The organism is Ignavibacteria bacterium, assembly GCA_025612375.1.
Taxonomy (GTDB): Bacteria; Bacteroidota; Ignavibacteria; order Ignavibacteriales; family SURF-24; genus JAAXKN01.
In genome coordinates this window covers 139,725-156,513 of the sequence record JAAXKN010000008.1, presented here as the reverse complement: position 1 = coordinate 156,513, position 16,789 = coordinate 139,725, and the positions used below count along the sequence as shown (strand labels likewise).

The window sequence follows — 16,789 nt, the reverse complement described above, 5'->3', positions numbered from 1 at the left end:
ATAGAAGAATGTCTGACTTAATTAAAAATTATAATTTTGCGTAACATGAGTTAATAAAAATAAACAGAACTAAGGCTTTTGCTTTCATAGTTACTCCTAAATAAATGTGAATAGTAAAAATAATTTTTTGCCTTACCTGGGTATCAAATTGTTTTTATTTAACGTCATATGAAATAATTATGCTTTTGTATAATAACTCCTGGCTATCGGCACGACTAATAAAAATTCCAACTCTACCAATGTTTGGTGCGTAATATTCAAAATACTCCCAATATTCCAGTACATCATTATCAGGGTGACGCTTGTAGTGGTAAACCGTGCATGCAAAAGTTCCGGCCGGAGTTTCTAAGGTGTCATTAGTGGAATAACAGTCATAGTTAAGAATTTCTTCAATAAAAAACTTCTGATTAAAGGGATCGTAAACAAGAGATGGAACTGGCCATGATTCACCCTTATTTACAGGATTTTTATAAATTAAATCTCTTTTGAATACTGTATCTGCGCTGGAAATTCCCCCGCATTGGTATACGCCATTTTCCCCATTGGAATAAAGCCATTTACAATCTTCTGCAATCTGCCCTAATCTATTTTGCTTGACAGCGGCTGTATAAGTCTTTTCATTGAAATTATAAGTTACTTCTTTGGTTATTTCAACCGTAAGTGTGTCTAGAATTCGTTCTTTGCCAAAGAAATATTCATATGTTATATATTTCCATTTATTCCCCGGCTTTAATGAAAACAGATTGGCAACAGGTCCATTTGATACAGGATCTGAACGAAGAGGGTTGGATTTTTCGCATGAGGATAGTGATACGAATAAAAGGATAAATAGAAGATATTTGATTGCAAACTGTTTTCTTAGACTTACTGTGCCGGAGAAGAAAACTGTATTGAACATGATAAATTCCTTCAGACATTCTACAATAAAAAGATTATAAGCCAAATAAGATTTCAGGTTTCTTAAAATTTATTTTAATGAGCTTAATTTCTCAGTTTTTCAAGATAGAAGGATGTCAGGAGCTGGTTACCCAATAAATAAACAGATTTCAATTCATAGGCATAAGTATTTGGATAGATAAACAGACAAATAGTCCTGACAAGTGAGGGTCAATAATATATTTAGGACTCAAGTTAAAGAAAAATAAATATTTTGTCAATTGGCATTTATACCACGAATTGAATTATAAATAATGTAAACCTGGAGCAGTGGAAATTGATTCGAAGTCAAAAAGTAATCCAAAATCAACTATAGTTTTTCATTGCAAATATAAAATGCTTCTTCCCTGAGAATGCATAGCCAACATTTTGACTGGGTGTGGAAATGAGGGTGAAAAGTTTGCGATTGAAATAGAGACCTACATTCTTTTCGTCCAGGAAAACATCCTGCTGCCGGCCTTAAACATACATTACAGATTTTTCCATTTGGTTCTTAACTGTGTTGATGCATATGGCTGGGGGGAGTTATAAAAAAAGCTCCGCCCTAACTGATGTTAAAGCGGAGCTAATTGTATTTGTGTTTTGAGAAGCGGGACTAGAGCATCTTTTTTATTATTTCGTTCGTCTGCTTCAGGGCTTCGTCAATTTTGGTTATATCCTTGCCGCCTGCGGTTGCCAGGTGAGGACGGCCGCCTCCGCCTCCGCCAACGAGCTTTGCAAGCTCACCTACAATCTTGCCTGCTGCAAGTTTCTTCTCCTTAATAAGGCTGTCTGAAACTACACAAACGATGCCTACTTTGCCGTCCATCTCACTAATCAATACTCCAACGGCATCTTTCATTTTTTCACGCAGCTCGTCTCCAAAGCCTTTTAACTCATCCATGTTGGAAGCCTCAACTCTTCCCTTGAAGAGCCTTATGCCGTCAACTTCCAAGGGTGAATTAAGTACGCTGGCCAGTTTACCAAGCTTTGCCTTAAAACTGATTTCAGCGAGCTCTTTTTCAAGCTTCTTCTTTTCTTCTATTAGAAGCGAGATCTTCTCTTCTTCTTTTTTAATGTTCTCTTCCTGTTGACGAATATATTCTTCAACGCCTTTACCCGTAACGGCTTCAATTCTTCTTATGCCGCTTGCAACCGAGGCTTCGCTTACGATCTTGAACATTCCGATCTCAGCCGTATTTGTTACATGAGTGCCGCCGCAGAATTCCATGCTCGCGCCTTCAAATTCCACAACGTTCACGCGGTCGCCGTACTTGTCGCCGAAGAACATTAAGGCTCCCATCTTCTTTGCTTCCTCAAATGGGATTGCCCTGTGCGGAAGGTGACGGATGTTCTTTCTTATCTGCTCGTTTACAATCGTCTCGATCTGCTTAATCTCTTCTTCAGTAAGCTTTGAGTAATGCGCAAAGTCAAATCTTAAACGGTCGGGTCCTACGTATGAACCTGCCTGGCGAACGTGCTCACCTAAGACCTTGCGGAGTGCCGCATGAAGAAGGTGTGTAGCCGAATGGTTTCTCATTATGTCCCACCTTCTGTCCTGATCCACAACGGCTCTTACGCGCATTCCCTTTTCAATAGGGAAATCAATTTCACTGGCATCAAGCGCGTGGACGATCATGTTATAAACCTTTGAAACGTTGTCCACTTCCAGTCTGCGGTTTTTATCCGGAAACTCCAGCCAGCCCACGTCGCTTATCTGTCCGCCCGACTCCACGTAAAATGGTGTGCGGTCAAGTATTACAAGTTCGCTGTTGCCTTCTTTTCTGTGACCTATAATCTTGGCATCCACGTAAAGGCTTTCGTATCCCACGAACTCCGGCTTTTCGCTTTCATCTATTTCGAAGGATTCAACGTCGTTAATAAGAGCGCTTACGGAAGCAAACTTATCCTTTGTGGATTCCCTTGCGCGCGTGCGCTGCTCATCCATTAAAACATTAAAGCGGTCTTCATCAATGGAAAGATTTCTTTCCTTTGCCATTACGTTTGTAAGATCCACCGGGAAACCGTATGTGTCGTAAAGCATGAAGAGGTCTTCGCCCGAAATTGTTTTTCCGCCTGAGGACGTAACCTTCTCGGCAATTTTTTCAAAGAGCTCAATTCCCCTGTCGAGCGTTGTGTTGAAGCTTTCTTCCTCAGCCTTAATGATCTTTTCAATGTGCTGCTGCTTCTGTTTAAGCTCGGGGAAAACGTTTGACATGTGCTGAGCCAATACGTCAACAAGCTCATAGATAAAGGGCTTATTAAGTCTGAGCTTCCGTCCGTAGCGCGCGGCTCTTCTTAAAATTCTTCTTAAGACGTATCCGCGCCCGTCGTTACCCGGCACGGCGCCGTCGGCAATTGCGAAAGAAAGCGTTCTTACGTGGTCGGCAATTACCCTCATCGGGATCCTGTGCTCCTCAGAGTCGTATTTTACTCCCGCCATTTCAGCAATTTTATTTATAATAGGCGCGAAGACGTCGGTGTCGTAGTTGGAGCCTTTTTTCTGCAGAACGGCACAGATCCTTTCAAAGCCCATTCCTGTATCGACGTGCCTGGCCGGAAGGTCCTGAAGCTCGCCATCGCTGTTCCTGTTATACTGAATGAAGACAAGGTTCCAGATCTCAATGCACTCCGGCACACCGGCGTTGACGTACTTCGGGTTTTCGTAGTCGTCGCTTAAGTTTATATGAATTTCAGAGCAGGGGCCGCAAGGGCCTGTCTCCCCCATTTCCCAGAAATTGTCCTTTTCTGCAAATGGCAGTATGTGGCTGGGGTTAATGTCGGTCTCAGACTGCCAGATCGTGCGGGCCTCGTCGTCGGTCTTGTATACAGTTGCCCAGAGCCTTTCCTTCGGGAGCTTCCAGACTTCGGTTAAGAGTTCCCACGCCCATTTGATGGCTTCTTTTTTATAATAGTCGCCGAAGGACCAGTTACCCAGCATCTCAAAAAATGTATGGTGGTATGTATCGTGGCCTACTTCCTCGAGGTCGTTATGTTTTCCGCTGACCCTGATGCACTTCTGTGTATCGGCGGCGCGTTTGTATTCCCTGGTGCCCAGGCCCAGGAATACGTCCTTGAACTGGTTCATTCCGGCATTTGCAAAAAGCAGTGTCGGGTCGTCAAAGGGTACAACGGGAGCGCTGGGAATGATGCGGTGCCCTTTGCTTTCAAAAAAGTCCAAAAACTGTTGTCTGATTTCTGCTGAGGTCATATAACTCTTCGCTCATTAATTTTTGTTATTAAAGAAAGTAAATATAAGAAAATCCGGCAGGATTTACGAGACCAAAGTCCAAGGTCCAATGTCCAAGGTCAGTGCGGATCCCGGACATTGGACTATTTTTCATTTTTTGCTGGAGACATCCTTCATGGAAATTGTTCTGTCGAGGCCGGGCATGAGGGCCTGTATGAAGGCGTTTTTTATGAGCTCCCAGATTGTGGTCCAGATTCCCACCTCAGTTTTTTCAAAGCTTCCGCTGAAAGGCACCCTTGTTGCCACCTGCTCTTTTGGGGGATTGGTGAATATGTCCTTTACGGCACCTACAACAACCTTCCAGACCAGCTCAAAAAACGGTTTTTTAATGTCTTCTTTCCATTTGACCACTTCCACATCCTTAAGAAGCGGCTTAAGGTAGCCCTCATACTTGCCGTCCCTTGCAACCACTTCGCTGTACATGCTGAAAGTGCCCTTATGCACGTCGAATTTTGCATAAGCCTTCAGAAAATCGTTAAGTTTTACAAGAGGTACCGTAGTAACCTGCATATCGAGGTCAAAGGTCGGATCCTTTCTAAACGGGTCCAGCTTAACTCCCACCTTAAATCTACCCGTTCCCATTACATTACCCGAGGCATTCACGTCTGAAGCGAGTGTTTTAGCTACTTTCAGGCTGTTTGTTAGGTTTGTTGCCAGCACCTGCAGGTTACTTATGTATACGTCCACCTTGGGATCGCTGTAGGGATTGCGGAAATGGATCTCCCCGTCATCAATCTTAAATGTATTTATTTTAAGGGGGAAGAGGTCCTTAACCTTATCCTGCCATCTGCTGTCGGCTGTTGTCTGGCTCTGTTCTTTGGTGGGTCCCTGTACAAAGTTAACCATCGGGTGGTATATATATACTTTTGCAACCAGATGGCCGCGAAAGAGCTGTTTCCATTCCACGCTGAACTCCATTGTTCCCGCCGAAAAGAAAGGGACCGCTACTTTTCCGTTCCTTTTCTTAATTTCCACCCCGTTAATTGCATATGCCCCGCGGTATATATGCAGGTCCACGTCGTCAATATGCCCCGTATAATCGGGAAGCTCGTTTAATTTTTTATTCACCTCGTACTTTATTATGTGAGGCAGTGCAATGCGCAAGGCAACAAGAAGAACTACAATAACAATAACTACAATCAGTGTGGTTCTGCTTATTTTACTCAATATACTCATATACTTCCTTTACTCTTTCATCGGATCTTATGTCACACAAAAAAACAGCCGGCAGGGGCTTTTTCTCTACTCCATGCCGGCTGTTTTGCAGTTTTCTATAATACTATAAAACGCTTCTGCCCTGAATGATCCTTATGAGGACAGCTACAACGGCTATGATAAGAAGGATATGTATGAATCCGCCCAGTGTATAGCCGCTTACGAGTCCTAATATCCACAATACGAGCAGAACTACAAAAATAGTCCAAAGCATGGGGACCTCCCTTCACGGTAATAATAAAAGAATATTTGCCGGCATCTGAATTAATAGCATATTTATATAATTTAACTCATATTAAACTATAATCAAGGAATGAAATTATTCCCGGCAGGCATGGCAAAAATGAAGAAAAAAGCTATATTTATGGGCCGGATATTATAAGAATGAAACTAATATATATTTACATACAGCTGATTTTTCTCCTTGCCGCCCCTGCCCTGCCGGGCAGTTTACAGCAGAAAGGGTTAGACGGCGGGGAAAAAGCAATTGTTGACAGCCGGATGACGCTTGGGGAGGCCACCTCCGGGCTTAAAATCCCGTCCTACATCAGGAAAAACCTGAATCTTGTGAATGTAAATTATTATTCATTTGACGGGAAGCTCCACGAGGGGCAGGTTCTTATACGCACCGATCTGGCCGCTGAGATTCAGGATATATTCCGTGAAATTCAGGAAAGCAGGTTCCCCATTGCAAAGGTAGTTCCGGTAGTAAAATACAGCTGGTCCGACTCCCTTTCCATGGCAGACAACAACACCTCGGCTTTTAACTACCGCGTTGTAAAAGGTACAAAAATACTCTCCGCCCACTCAACGGGGCGTGCAATTGACATTAATCCCATTCAAAACCCGCAGATCCGGAAAGGTAAAGCCTCCCCGCCGGGATCAAAATACGACACTAAGGCACCCGGCACAATTACGCCCTCTTCAGCAGTTGTAAAAGCCTTCTCAAAACGCGGCTGGAAGTGGGGCGCCACCTGGAGGAGCACAAAAGACTACCAGCATTTCGAGAAGAAATAGCCCTTTTCACATTAAATTCCGCACTTTTCTTCACCTTGCCTTTAAGCACGTTTTTGTATAGATTGATTTCATAGCGAGGGCAAAAACCAATTCTTTCCGAAAGTGAAACTATGAACGACGAAGTAAAACTTCAGGCATTTGAGGCCAGGATCAATGCCGGAGGAACCATTGAACCCAAGGACTGGATGCCTGAGGGCTACCGAAGGCAGCTTATACGCATGATCTCGCAGCACGCTCATTCCGAAATTGTAGGCATGCTCCCCGAGGGCAACTGGATTACGCGCGCGCCAAGCTTAAGGCGCAAAATGATACTTCTTGCCAAGGTGCAGGACGAAGCCGGGCACGGGCTTTATCTTTACAGCGCGGCGGAGACTCTGGGAATTGAAAGAAGCGAACTTATTGAACAGCTTCTTACAGGCAGGGCAAAATATTCCAGCATATTTAATTATCCCACGCTTTCCTGGGCCGACATGGGTACAATAGGATGGTTTGTCGATGGTGCCGCAATTGTAAACCAGACCATGCTGGCCAAGTGCTCATACGGGCCTTATGCCAGGGCAAACCTGAGGATCTGCAAGGAAGAAAGCTTCCATAAAAAACAGGGTTATGAAATTATCACAGTGCTTGCAAACGGCACACCGGAGCAGAAGATTATGGCGCAGGAGGCAGTAAACCGCTGGTGGAAGCCTTCGCTTATGATGTTCGGTCCGGGAGATAAGGATTCCCCGAACAGTGCCGATCTAATGAAATGGAAGATCAAGCTTAAAACAAATGAGGAGCTCAGACAGCGCTTTGTGGACCTGACCGTTCCGCAGGCGCAGGCAGTGGGGCTTACGCTACCAGATCCCGAACTGAAATACAACGATGAAGCGGGGCACTGGGAGTATGGAGCGCTCGACTGGCAGGAATTCTTTGAGGTTATAAGCGGGCACGGGCCTTATAACCGCGAACGCATGAAGGCAAGACGCGAGGCCCACAGGCAGGGCGAATGGGTAAGAGTTGCGGCAGAAGCCTACGCTGAAAAAAGAAAAATGCTGGCTTAATTTACATCCGGCTTAAGTTATAAAATAAAATTATCAGAGGGATACATGCCGTTAAGCAGCAGTAACGATACACAATGGGCGCTCTGGGAAGTTTTCCTGCAGGAGGATGAGGGCGCCCCCCACATACACGCCGGAAGCCTGCACGCAGCAGATGCTGAAATGGCTATTCAGAATGCACGCGACGTTTATGCCAGGCGGGGACCGGTAAAAAGCATCTGGGTTGTTCCTTCTGAAGAGATCACGGCTACAACGCCTCAGGATAACGATTCATTTTTCGACCCCGCAGAGGATAAAGTCTACCGCCATCCCCAGTTCTATAAAGTACCCAAAGGAGTAAGAGGCGTATGAATGAAAATGATGATAAGCTTAAGGACGAAAAGCTAAAGACGGCGCTCTTTAATTACCTGCTGGGACTGGGAGACGACCTATTGATCTTAGGCCACAGGCTCTCCGAATGGTGCGGCCACGCGCCCGTAATTGAAGAGGATATTGCTTTAAGCAACATTGCGCTCGACTGCCTGGGTGAGGCAAATGCATTCCTTCAGTATGCCGCTGAGACCGAAGGCAGGGGAAGGTCGGAAGATGACCTGGCTTTTTTCCGCGACGCAATTGAGTTTAAGAATTTCCAGATGGTTGAACTTCCAAATGGCGACTTCGCCTTTACTGTTGCAAGGCAGTTTCTCTTCAGTTCCTACAGCTTTATTTTGTTTGGGGAGCTGCAGAAAAGCCGCCTGCCTAAACTTGCCTCCATTGCCGCCAAGTCATTTAAGGAAGTTAAATACCACCTGAGACACAGTGTGGAGTGGGTCCTGCGTCTGGGCGACGGAACAGAAGAAAGCCATTACAGGATGCAGCATGCATTGGATGAACTATGGATGTATACGGGTGAGCTTTTTTTAGATGAAGGACTAGACAGGGTTCTTATTGAAAACGGCTTTGTGCCTGAAAGCCTGAAGTTAAAGCCCCTATGGCAGGAAAGGGTAAATGAAGTGATTTCAAGGGCAACGCTTTTAATTCCCACGGAAGACAGCCATATGGCAAGAGGAGGAAGAAAAGGGATACATACGGAATACCTGGGGCATCTGCTTTCTGAAATGCAGATACTGGCCCGTTCTTATCCCGGCGCCAAATGGTAAGACATTGCCCAATGGTAAATATTAAGGACACGCATGAAATGACAACCGGAAAAGATGAAATATTAAAATGTCTGGAAAGTGTAATGGATCCGGAAGTGCCTGTACTGAGCATTATGGATCTGGGGATTGTAAGGGATGTTGAAATTTCCTTGGGGCACATAGAAGTAATGATTACGCCCACCTATTCCGGATGCCCTGCAATGAAGATGATTCAGGAGGAAATTATTTCAACGCTTAGGGCAAAAGGATTTAATGACGTTGCGGTTAAGACCGTCTATTCGCCCGTCTGGACCACCGACTGGCTTTCAGACAAAGCCAGGAATAAACTTAAAGACTACGGAATTGCACCGCCCTTAAAGACCGGGGACGAAGAGTTCATTCCTCTTATAATCAATGACGATAATGTCAGCTGCCCATACTGCAGCTCGGATGATACCGTCCTAAGGAGCCGCTTCGGTTCCACGGCATGCAAGTCGCTTTACTTCTGCAACAGCTGCCGTCAGCCCTTTGAATACTTTAAACGTTTTTAGATAATAATAAACACCAGTAAAGCCATAAGATGGAATACAAGTTTATAAAATACAAAATTGAAGATTCAATAAAACTCCTGACGCTCAACCGCCCGGAGGTACTCAACAGCATAAACAGAGAGATGGCACAGGAGCTTTGCAAGGCGCTGGAACTGGCAAAGGACAATGAAAAGATCCGCGCCGTTATGATCACGGGTGAAGGGCGGGCATTTTCATCGGGGCAGGATTTGAAAGAAATTTCGGACAGTGAGGGAAAGCTCACTGATCCCGGACTGGTGGTAAAGGAAGTCTATAACCCGCTTATAAGGATGATCCGCTGCATTGAAAAGCCTGTAGTCTGCGCGGTTAACGGAGTGGCTGCAGGTGCGGGGGCCAACATAGCGCTTGCATGCGACTTTGTAATAGCCTCAAGCAGCTCTTCTTTCATACAGTCGTTCATTAATGTGGGGCTTCTGCCCGACAGCGGAGGGACCTTCTTCCTCCCCCGCCTGGCAGGCCTTCAGCGTGCTACGGCCCTGATGATGCTGGGAGAGAAGATCACGTGTTATGAGGCACTCGACATGGGTCTTATTTACAAGGTAGTCGAACCCGAAGTCCTTTTGAAAGAAGCTGCGGCACTTTCAAAAAAGCTGGCTGAAATGCCTACAAAGAGCCTGGGATTTATTAAGCGCGCAATTAACAGGTCGTGCAGCAGTGATCTGGACACGCAGCTTGAGCTGGAGGCAAAATTCCAGCAGCTTGCAGGAATGACGGAAGATTACACAGAAGGGGTTAAGGCATTCCTTGAAAAGCGCAAGGCACGCTTCTCGGGCAGATAAAATTTTCGGCATATAAATTTTTCCGGCAGACAATTTTCAACACTTAAGCAAAAAAGAGGAGAATATGGAATATACCCATCTCGGACGGTCGGGCCTCAAAGTAAGCAGGCTCTGCCTTGGCACAATGAATTTCGGGACCTACACGGCCGAAGACGACAGCTTTAAGATAATGGATGCAGCTCTGGAGCATGGAATTAACTTTTTTGATACGGCAAACGTTTACGGAGGGGAAAACAAGGGCAGAACTGAAGAGATCATAGGCAGGTGGTTTCAGAAAGGACACAGCCGCAGGGAGAAAACCGTTCTGGCAACAAAAGTTTACGGCAACATGAGCGACTGGCCGAACGAGGGAAAACTTTCAGCGCGCAGCATTAAGCTTGCCTGCGAGGCCAGCCTGAAGCGTCTTCAGACCGATTACATAGACCTCTACCAGATGCATCACGTGGACCGCGAAACGCCGTGGGAGGAAATCTGGCAGGCGATGGAACAGCTTGTGCAGGAAGGAAAAATTATTTACGTCGGAAGCAGCAACTTTGCGGCATGGAATATAGTCGAGGCAAACTACATTGCTGAAAAAAGAAATTTCCTGGGGCTCGTTTCAGAGCAGAGCATCTACAGCCTCAGGAACCGCCACATTGAGCTTGAGGTAATTCCGGCATGCAGGGCTATGGGGCTTGGACTTATACCATGGAGCCCTTTAGGCGGCGGTATATTAAGCGGCGGGGTTCTAAAAAGGCCTTCTGAAGGCAGGCGCGCAAGACCCGCACTGCAGGAAGCCGTTGAGAAGCTGCGCCCGCAGCTCGAGGCTTACGAAAGGTGCTGCCAGGATACCGAGCAGAGCCTTGCAAACATTGCGCTTGCATGGGTTATGAATAACCCTGTTGTTACGGCTCCCATTATAGGTCCCAGAACAATTGATCAGCTGGAAGAAAGCCTCAAGGTTCTGCACATAAAGCTTTCGGACGAGATGCTTGAAAAGCTGGATGAGGTTTGGCCCGGACCGGGCAACCAGGCACCCGAGGCTTACGCATGGTAATTAATTTATTTTGCATAACGAGAGGGGCATATTGAAATACCTTTCTGTCGGGATTATCGGAGGCGGCACTATGGGGCGCGGCATTGCTTATACTGCCGCCTTAAACAAATGCAGAACCACTCTTTATGAGATCAGCCCTCACGTGCTGGAAAGTGCCAAAGAAGAAATTTACGGCATCATTGGCCGTCAGAAGGATAAAGGACGCTTTAGTGAGACTGACGCACGAAACCTGAAAGAACGCATTACATTTACGTGTGAGATGGCGGACCTTTCAAAGTCGGACCTCGTAATTGAGGCTGTAGTTGAAGAGATCTCGGTAAAGAAAAATGTTTTTTCCGAGGTGGAAAAGATCCTCTTAAAAAATGCCATTATTGCCACAAACACTTCTTCTTTATCCATAACATCAATTGCCTCGGCAGCAAAGGATCCCAAAAGAGTTGTCGGTATGCATTTTTTCAATCCCGCATACCTTATGCCCCTTGTGGAAATTATTCCGGGGCTTGCCTCCTCAGCTGAGGCTGTAGAAAAAGCGCGTGAAGCAGCACACAGCTGGAACAAAATTACGGTAATTGCCAAAGACACGCCGGGCTTCATTGTAAACCGCATAGCAAGGCCTTTCTACGGCGAAGCCTTAAGGATGCTGGAAGAAGGTGCTGCAGACGCGGCAACAATCGACTGGGCAATGAAGGTTATAGGCGGCTTCAGGATGGGGCCTTTTGAGCTGATGGACCTGATCGGCAATGACGTTAACTACAAGGTAACCGAGTCGGTCTTTGAGGGCTTTTATTACGACGCGCGCTACAGGCCTTCCATTACTCAGAAAAGGCTCGTTGAAGCAGGCCGCCTGGGAAGAAAAACGGGTCATGGGTTTTATGATTACAGTCCGGGGGCAAAAAACAGGGAGCCGGTAAAAGACATTGAACTTGCCCGTGAAATTTGGTTTCGTATTATTTCAATGCTAATTAACGAAGCCGCCGACGCACTGCATAAGAACATTGCATCGAAAGAGGATATTGAGCTTGCAATGATGAAAGGGGTCAACTATCCCCTGGGGCTTTTCAAGTGGGCTGATGAAATAGGCCTCGAAAAAGTTTTTAACAGGCTCAGAGAGCTCCAGCAGGAGTATGGCGAGGAGCGCTACAGGCCTTCAGTCCTGCTGAGGAAAATGGTAAAAAATAAAGAGCAGTTTTATCCTTAAAAATTAAACCCTGCTCAAAAATGTGAGACAAGATGAAAGAACAATTTATCAAAGAAGCATATATAATTGACGGCATCAGGACGCCGATTGGAAAACATGCCGGAAGCCTTTCCAGCGTAAGGGCAGACGATATGGCCGCGCACGTAATTATAAAAATTACAGAACGGAATCCCGGAATTGATTATGCGCGCATTAACGACGTTATAATGGGGTGCGCCAACCAGGCGGGTGAAGACAACAGGAACGTTGCCCGTATGGCGCTTCTTTTGGCAGGGCTTCCCTACACCGTGCCGGGCGAGACTGTAAACCGGCTGTGTGCCTCAGGCATGAGCGCTTTAGTTGAGGCTTCGCGCGCAATACGTTTAGGAGACGGGGACCTTTATATTGCCGGCGGCGTGGAGAATATGACCAGGGCACCTTTCGTTCTTTCAAAGTCCCCTACTCCCTTCTCGGGCCGCGCGGAAATTTATGATACGAGCCTGGGCTGGAGGTTCGTAAACCCTAAGATGAAAGAGCTGTACGGCACAGAGTCCATGGGTGAGACCGCAGAGAACCTGGCTGAAATATATTCAATCAGCCGCGAGGACCAGGACCTTTTTGCCTGCCGCTCGCAGACGAAGGCATCTGAAGCCCGGGAAAAAGGGCGCTTCAGGAAAGAAATTACAGAAGTAGAAATTCCGCAGCTAAAGGGCGCGCCTGTAATGTTCAGCAGTGATGAATTTATAAAGCCTGATACAACAACAGAGATTTTATCCAGGCTTAAGCCTGCCTTCAGAAAAGACGGCAATGGTACGGTTACAGCCGGAAACTCCTCCGGCATAAATGACGGCGCCTGTGCAATTCTAATGGCCTCAGAAAGCGCGATAAGGGAATTTAACCTTAAGCCCAAAGCACGCGTTGTGGCCTCAGCCGTTGTAGGCGTTGAGCCGGGGATAATGGGTATTGGGCCCGTCCGGGCTACACTGGAGGTATTGAAAAGAAGCGGCCTTACTCTAAATGAAATTTCCGTAATTGAACTTAACGAGGCCTTTGCCGCTCAGACGCTTGCATGCCTGAGGGAGCTTAAGCTTGAGGATAATGACGAAAGGCTTAACCCCAACGGCGGCGCCATTGCACTCGGGCATCCCCTCGGAATGTCGGGCGCAAGACTCGTTACAACTGCCATGTATGAGCTTGAAGAAAAACGCTTTCGCTACGCGCTTGCAACAATGTGCGTAGGCGTGGGCCAGGGAATGGCGGTAATTATTGAAAACATGGACTTATAGATTTTATATCATGAGCAATATATTTGAATTTGAAGGCTACCGGCCTGTTATACACGAAAGCGCATTTATCCACCCCAATGCTACGGTAATGGGAAACGTGATAATAGGAAGGGACGTATATGTTGGTCCTGGCGCTGCAATAAGAGGCGACTTCGGGGAGATAATAATTGAGGACGGCTGCAACGTCCAGGAGAACTGCATAATACATATGTTCCCGGGCGCCACGGTAATCCTTCACGAGATGGCGCACATAGGACACGGCGCAATTATTCATGGGGGCATTATAGGGCGCAACACGCTTATCGGAATGAACTCCGTAATAATGGATAATACCGTAATCGGGGACGAGTGCATAATAGGGGCCCTAAGCCTTGTGCCCGCAGAGATGAAAATACCAAACAGGAAGCTTGCCGTGGGAAGCCCCGCCAGGATCATTAAAGATGTAACAGATGAAATGATTGAGTGGAAGACCGAAGGAACAAGGATCTACATGGCCCTGCCCCAAAGGATGAAGAGCTCCTTTCGTCCATGCGAGCCCTTAAGGGAAATTCCGGAAGAAAGAATCAGACAGAAGGCAACATACAAAACCTGGAAGGAAACAAAGTAAAGATGAGACTTGAAAGCTATGCGATGGGTAAATGGTATAAGTCAGAAGGAAAGGCTCAGGACCTTTTTAATGCGGCTACAGGAGAGAAAGTAGCAGAGATAAGTTCCGAAGGGCTGGATTTTAAGGGGATGCTTGAATATGCGAGGAACGTAGGAGGCCCGAATCTCCGGGAGATGACTTTTCACGAAAGGGCCGCAGTATTAAAAAATACGGCAAAGTACCTCCTTGAAAGAAAAGAAGAGCTATATAAATTATCCCTTTTTACTGGTGCTACCAGAACAGATTCATGGATAGATATTGACGGCGGAATCGGGACCTTCTTTACATATTCAGGCAAAGGCAGGCGTGAGCTTCCGAATGAAAAGTTCCTGCTGGAAGGAGAGCCTGAAATAATCTCAAAGAACGGGACTTTTGTTGGAAGGCATATACTTGTTCCTTTGCAGGGCGCTGCCGTTCACATTAATGCTTACAATTTCCCCTGCTGGGGAATGCTGGAGAAGATTGCGCCCACTCTTCTTGCCGGGATGCCCTCGATTGTCAAACCGGCGCCTGAAGGGATGTTCTTAGCCGAAAAGGTGGTGTGCATGATAATAGAATCGGGATTCTTTCCCGAAGGCTCCCTCCAGCTGATCTCAGGGGATCCGGGCGACCTGTTAGATCACCTGACGTGCCAGGACGTGGTGGCATTTACAGGATCGGCTCAGACAGGAAGAAAGCTCAGGACACTGCCATCGATTGTGAATAATTCCGTGCGCTTCAATATGGAAACAGATTCCATTAACTGCTCAATCCTTGGTCCGGACGTTACGCTTGAGATGCCTGAGTTTGAGCTTTTCATTAAAGAGGTGGTGCGCGAGATGACAGTTAAGGCAGGACAGAAGTGTACCGCAATAAGGCGCACGCTAGTTCCCCTTAACAAAGTAGCCGACGTTGTAAAGGCGCTCAAGAAAAAGCTCGCGGACGTTAAGATAGGCAGCCCGGAAAATGAGGAAGTAAAGATGGGGCCTCTTGTAAGCCGCAGCCAGCTTAAGAAGGTAAAAGAAAAAGTAATGGAATTAAGTAAAGTAACCGAAATTGTTTACGGGTATTCGGAAGACTTTAAGCTCGTTGGTACTGCCGATAAGGAGAAGGGGGCTTTTCTTGATCCTGTACTTCTTTACTGCAATGATCCCGAAGGATGCAGTGAGCCTCATGAAGTTGAAGCATTCGGCCCTGTAAACACGGTAATGCCTTACGTTTCGCTGCACGATGCAATTAAGATTTCGAACATGGGGCACGGGAGTCTTGTAGCGTCAGTTTTTACTGCAGACGACAATATTGCAAAAGAACTCACCTTCGGGCTTGCGCCATTTCACGGAAGGATAATGGTAGTAAACCGCAATTCTGCAAAAGAATCCACCGGGCACGGCTCCCCCATGCCTCAGCTTGTTCACGGGGGTCCGGGGCGTGCCGGCGGAGGCGAGGAGCTTGGCGGAATTTTAGGAGTTAAGCATTACATGCAGAGGGTTGCCCTACAGGGCTCACCCACGACACTGACTAACATTACAAACGTGTGGATGGAAGGAGCCGCAGAAACTATGGACCGGGTGCATCCGTTCCAGAAATATTTTGAAGAGCTTAAAATTGGTGAAACGCTCACAACGCACAGGAGGACTATAACGGAGGCGGACATTGTTAATTTTGCCGGTGTAAGCGGGGACTTTTTCTATGTGCATATGGATGAGGTTGCAGCAAACGAATCTTACTTTCAGAAGAGGGTTGTGCACGGGTATTTTATAATTGCGGCCGCGGCGGGACTCTTTGTGCATCCGGCGCCGGGACCCGTAATTGCAAACTACGGCCTTGAAAACCTGAGGTTTATAAAGCCTGTTGCGGCAGGAGACACAATTTATGTAAAGCTCACGTGCAAGCGGAAATCGGAAAAAGAAATAAAAGAAGACGAAACTCCCGCAGGAATTGTTGAGTGGCACGTTGAGGTATTAAATCAGGCGAATGATAAGGTTGCGGTTTATGATATATTAACGCTGGTAAAGATGATGGAGAAGAAAGACTAGATTTTCCTCCCTGAATAGCCACGACCTTCAGGTCGTGGACCAGGGAGCTCTCTTCCCCATTTGGGCTTTAGCCCCAGATCCTCAGTATGGGAATTATAGTTTTTCCCCCGGATTATCGGGGGCTAAAGCCCGGATCTTTTTTGACCGCTAATCCACAAGCTAAAGCTCGTGGCTATTCAGAATCCGTGTAAATATTTTATCTCATAAATTTTGGAATAATGAGCGCAACAATAAAAATTAAAATTGCCGTGCCGAAGAAGAGATATCCTACTTCATTGTCAAATTCCAGGATTCCCAAATGCCCCAGGATATACGTCCAGTCGTGATAGACTTTATTTCCTCCCAGCAGGTGGAGTTTATGCGCTCTTGCATCTGAGGCATAGACGCTGATATTGATCAGGTTCTGCCCCAGCCACAGAAGTGCGCACTGGAGTCCCGTTTTATATTGGTTCCTGAAGAAATAAAATGCAATGAGCATCGGGAGCAGCATCTGTATCAAGGTTCCGCCCAGAGTATAAATAAAGCTTCCGAATATAAAAAATATAAGGTGGCCTCCCTCATGAATCACAAGGTCGGCATTATCAATTATACCGTACTCTCCCCTGTTAATAACCCAGTAAACCATGATGGGAAACATAATGGCTGAAGGAAGCCAGTGCATCAACTCATCTTTAAATGTATATTCTTTTTCTTCGGTCCGCATAA

General features: G+C 46.4%; 16 protein-coding genes. 11 read left to right on the top strand and 5 right to left on the bottom strand.

Features of this window, described 5'->3' with window-relative positions; translation table 11 throughout:
• Nucleotides 1-154 precede the first annotated feature (154 nt).
• The 4 genes from HF312_08110 to HF312_08095 all read right to left on the bottom strand — a co-directional run bounded on the left by HF312_08110 (nt 155) and on the right by HF312_08095 (nt 5,594).
• A complete protein-coding gene (locus HF312_08110; GenBank protein MCU7520171.1) occupies nt 155-898 on the bottom strand; it encodes a hypothetical protein in 744 nt (247 codons plus the stop codon).
• Between the two features lie 633 nt (nt 899-1,531).
• Nucleotides 1,532-4,126 carry an alanine--tRNA ligase gene (gene alaS, locus HF312_08105; protein MCU7520170.1) on the bottom strand — a complete coding sequence of 865 codons (2,595 nt, stop codon included), beginning with the start codon at nt 4,124-4,126 and terminating at the stop codon, nt 1,532-1,534.
• A gap of 129 nt (nt 4,127-4,255) precedes the next feature.
• Nucleotides 4,256-5,341, bottom strand: coding sequence for a DUF748 domain-containing protein (locus HF312_08100; protein ID MCU7520169.1), 1,086 nt, complete (start codon nt 5,339-5,341; stop codon nt 4,256-4,258).
• Nucleotides 5,342-5,444: 103 nt separating this feature from the next.
• Nucleotides 5,445-5,594: a lmo0937 family membrane protein gene (locus tag HF312_08095; protein ID MCU7520168.1), complete on the bottom strand. Its 150-nt coding sequence runs from the start codon at nt 5,592-5,594 to the stop codon at nt 5,445-5,447.
• Between the two features lie 170 nt (nt 5,595-5,764).
• Between HF312_08095 and HF312_08090 the strand changes: the two genes are divergently transcribed.
• The 11 genes from HF312_08090 (at nt 5,765) to paaZ (ending at nt 16,084) form a co-directional block, all read left to right on the top strand.
• Nucleotides 5,765-6,397 carry a M15 family metallopeptidase gene (locus HF312_08090; GenBank protein MCU7520167.1) on the top strand — a complete coding sequence of 211 codons (633 nt, stop codon included), beginning with the start codon at nt 5,765-5,767 and terminating at the stop codon, nt 6,395-6,397.
• 110 nt (nt 6,398-6,507) lie between these two features.
• Complete coding sequence (paaA, locus tag HF312_08085) at nt 6,508-7,440, top strand: 1,2-phenylacetyl-CoA epoxidase subunit A (protein MCU7520166.1); 933 nt, start codon at nt 6,508-6,510, stop codon at nt 7,438-7,440.
• A gap of 45 nt (nt 7,441-7,485) precedes the next feature.
• The gene (gene paaB / locus HF312_08080) at nt 7,486-7,788 is read left to right on the top strand and encodes a 1,2-phenylacetyl-CoA epoxidase subunit B (GenBank protein ID MCU7520165.1); all 303 of its coding nucleotides are present in this window, start codon (nt 7,486-7,488) and stop codon (nt 7,786-7,788) included.
• Nucleotides 7,785-8,576 carry a phenylacetate-CoA oxygenase subunit PaaC gene (gene paaC, locus HF312_08075; GenBank protein ID MCU7520164.1) on the top strand — a complete coding sequence of 264 codons (792 nt, stop codon included), beginning with the start codon at nt 7,785-7,787 and terminating at the stop codon, nt 8,574-8,576. The genes paaB and paaC overlap by 4 nt, the downstream gene beginning before the upstream one ends.
• A 38-nt stretch (nt 8,577-8,614) precedes the next feature.
• A complete protein-coding gene (gene paaJ, locus HF312_08070; protein MCU7520163.1) occupies nt 8,615-9,106 on the top strand; it encodes a phenylacetate-CoA oxygenase subunit PaaJ in 492 nt (163 codons plus the stop codon).
• 29 nt (nt 9,107-9,135) lie between these two features.
• A complete protein-coding gene (locus HF312_08065; protein ID MCU7520162.1) occupies nt 9,136-9,924 on the top strand; it encodes a 2-(1,2-epoxy-1,2-dihydrophenyl)acetyl-CoA isomerase in 789 nt (262 codons plus the stop codon).
• 64 nt (nt 9,925-9,988) lie between these two features.
• Nucleotides 9,989-10,960, top strand: coding sequence for an aldo/keto reductase (locus HF312_08060; protein MCU7520161.1), 972 nt, complete (start codon nt 9,989-9,991; stop codon nt 10,958-10,960).
• Nucleotides 10,961-10,991: 31 nt separating this feature from the next.
• Nucleotides 10,992-12,158: a 3-hydroxybutyryl-CoA dehydrogenase gene (locus HF312_08055; protein MCU7520160.1), complete on the top strand. Its 1,167-nt coding sequence runs from the start codon at nt 10,992-10,994 to the stop codon at nt 12,156-12,158.
• Between the two features lie 47 nt (nt 12,159-12,205).
• Complete coding sequence (pcaF, locus tag HF312_08050) at nt 12,206-13,423, top strand: 3-oxoadipyl-CoA thiolase (protein ID MCU7520159.1); 1,218 nt, start codon at nt 12,206-12,208, stop codon at nt 13,421-13,423.
• 10 nt (nt 13,424-13,433) lie between these two features.
• Nucleotides 13,434-14,030, top strand: a complete 597-nt coding sequence (locus tag HF312_08045) for a gamma carbonic anhydrase family protein (GenBank protein MCU7520158.1) — start codon at nt 13,434-13,436, stop codon at nt 14,028-14,030.
• Between the two features lie 2 nt (nt 14,031-14,032).
• A complete protein-coding gene (gene paaZ, locus HF312_08040; GenBank protein ID MCU7520157.1) occupies nt 14,033-16,084 on the top strand; it encodes a phenylacetic acid degradation bifunctional protein PaaZ in 2,052 nt (683 codons plus the stop codon).
• 196 nt (nt 16,085-16,280) lie between these two features.
• Here the strand turns inward: paaZ and HF312_08035 are convergent, their stop codons facing one another.
• On the bottom strand, nt 16,281-16,787 hold the full coding sequence (locus tag HF312_08035; GenBank protein ID MCU7520156.1) for a hypothetical protein: 507 nt from the start codon (nt 16,785-16,787) through the stop codon (nt 16,281-16,283).
• Nucleotides 16,788-16,789: the final 2 nt, after the last annotated feature.

What these genes read in the sequence shown, in the direction of transcription:
- HF312_08110 (MCU7520171.1), bottom strand. Translation starts at nt 898, where the DNA reads ATGTTCAATACAGTTTTCTTCTCCGGCACAGTAAGTCTAAGAAAACAG.
- alaS (MCU7520170.1), bottom strand. Translation starts at nt 4,126, where the DNA reads ATGACCTCAGCAGAAATCAGACAACAGTTTTTGGACTTTTTTGAAAGC.
- HF312_08100 (MCU7520169.1), bottom strand. Translation starts at nt 5,341, where the DNA reads ATGAGTATATTGAGTAAAATAAGCAGAACCACACTGATTGTAGTTATT.
- HF312_08095 (MCU7520168.1), bottom strand. Translation starts at nt 5,594, where the DNA reads ATGCTTTGGACTATTTTTGTAGTTCTGCTCGTATTGTGGATATTAGGA.
- HF312_08090 (MCU7520167.1), top strand. Translation starts at nt 5,765, where the DNA reads ATGAAACTAATATATATTTACATACAGCTGATTTTTCTCCTTGCCGCC.
- paaA (MCU7520166.1), top strand. Translation starts at nt 6,508, where the DNA reads ATGAACGACGAAGTAAAACTTCAGGCATTTGAGGCCAGGATCAATGCC.
- paaB (MCU7520165.1), top strand. Translation starts at nt 7,486, where the DNA reads ATGCCGTTAAGCAGCAGTAACGATACACAATGGGCGCTCTGGGAAGTT.
- paaC (MCU7520164.1), top strand. Translation starts at nt 7,785, where the DNA reads ATGAATGAAAATGATGATAAGCTTAAGGACGAAAAGCTAAAGACGGCG.
- paaJ (MCU7520163.1), top strand. Translation starts at nt 8,615, where the DNA reads ATGACAACCGGAAAAGATGAAATATTAAAATGTCTGGAAAGTGTAATG.
- HF312_08065 (MCU7520162.1), top strand. Translation starts at nt 9,136, where the DNA reads ATGGAATACAAGTTTATAAAATACAAAATTGAAGATTCAATAAAACTC.
- HF312_08060 (MCU7520161.1), top strand. Translation starts at nt 9,989, where the DNA reads ATGGAATATACCCATCTCGGACGGTCGGGCCTCAAAGTAAGCAGGCTC.
- HF312_08045 (MCU7520158.1), top strand. Translation starts at nt 13,434, where the DNA reads ATGAGCAATATATTTGAATTTGAAGGCTACCGGCCTGTTATACACGAA.
- paaZ (MCU7520157.1), top strand. Translation starts at nt 14,033, where the DNA reads ATGAGACTTGAAAGCTATGCGATGGGTAAATGGTATAAGTCAGAAGGA.
- HF312_08035 (MCU7520156.1), bottom strand. Translation starts at nt 16,787, where the DNA reads ATGCGGACCGAAGAAAAAGAATATACATTTAAAGATGAGTTGATGCAC.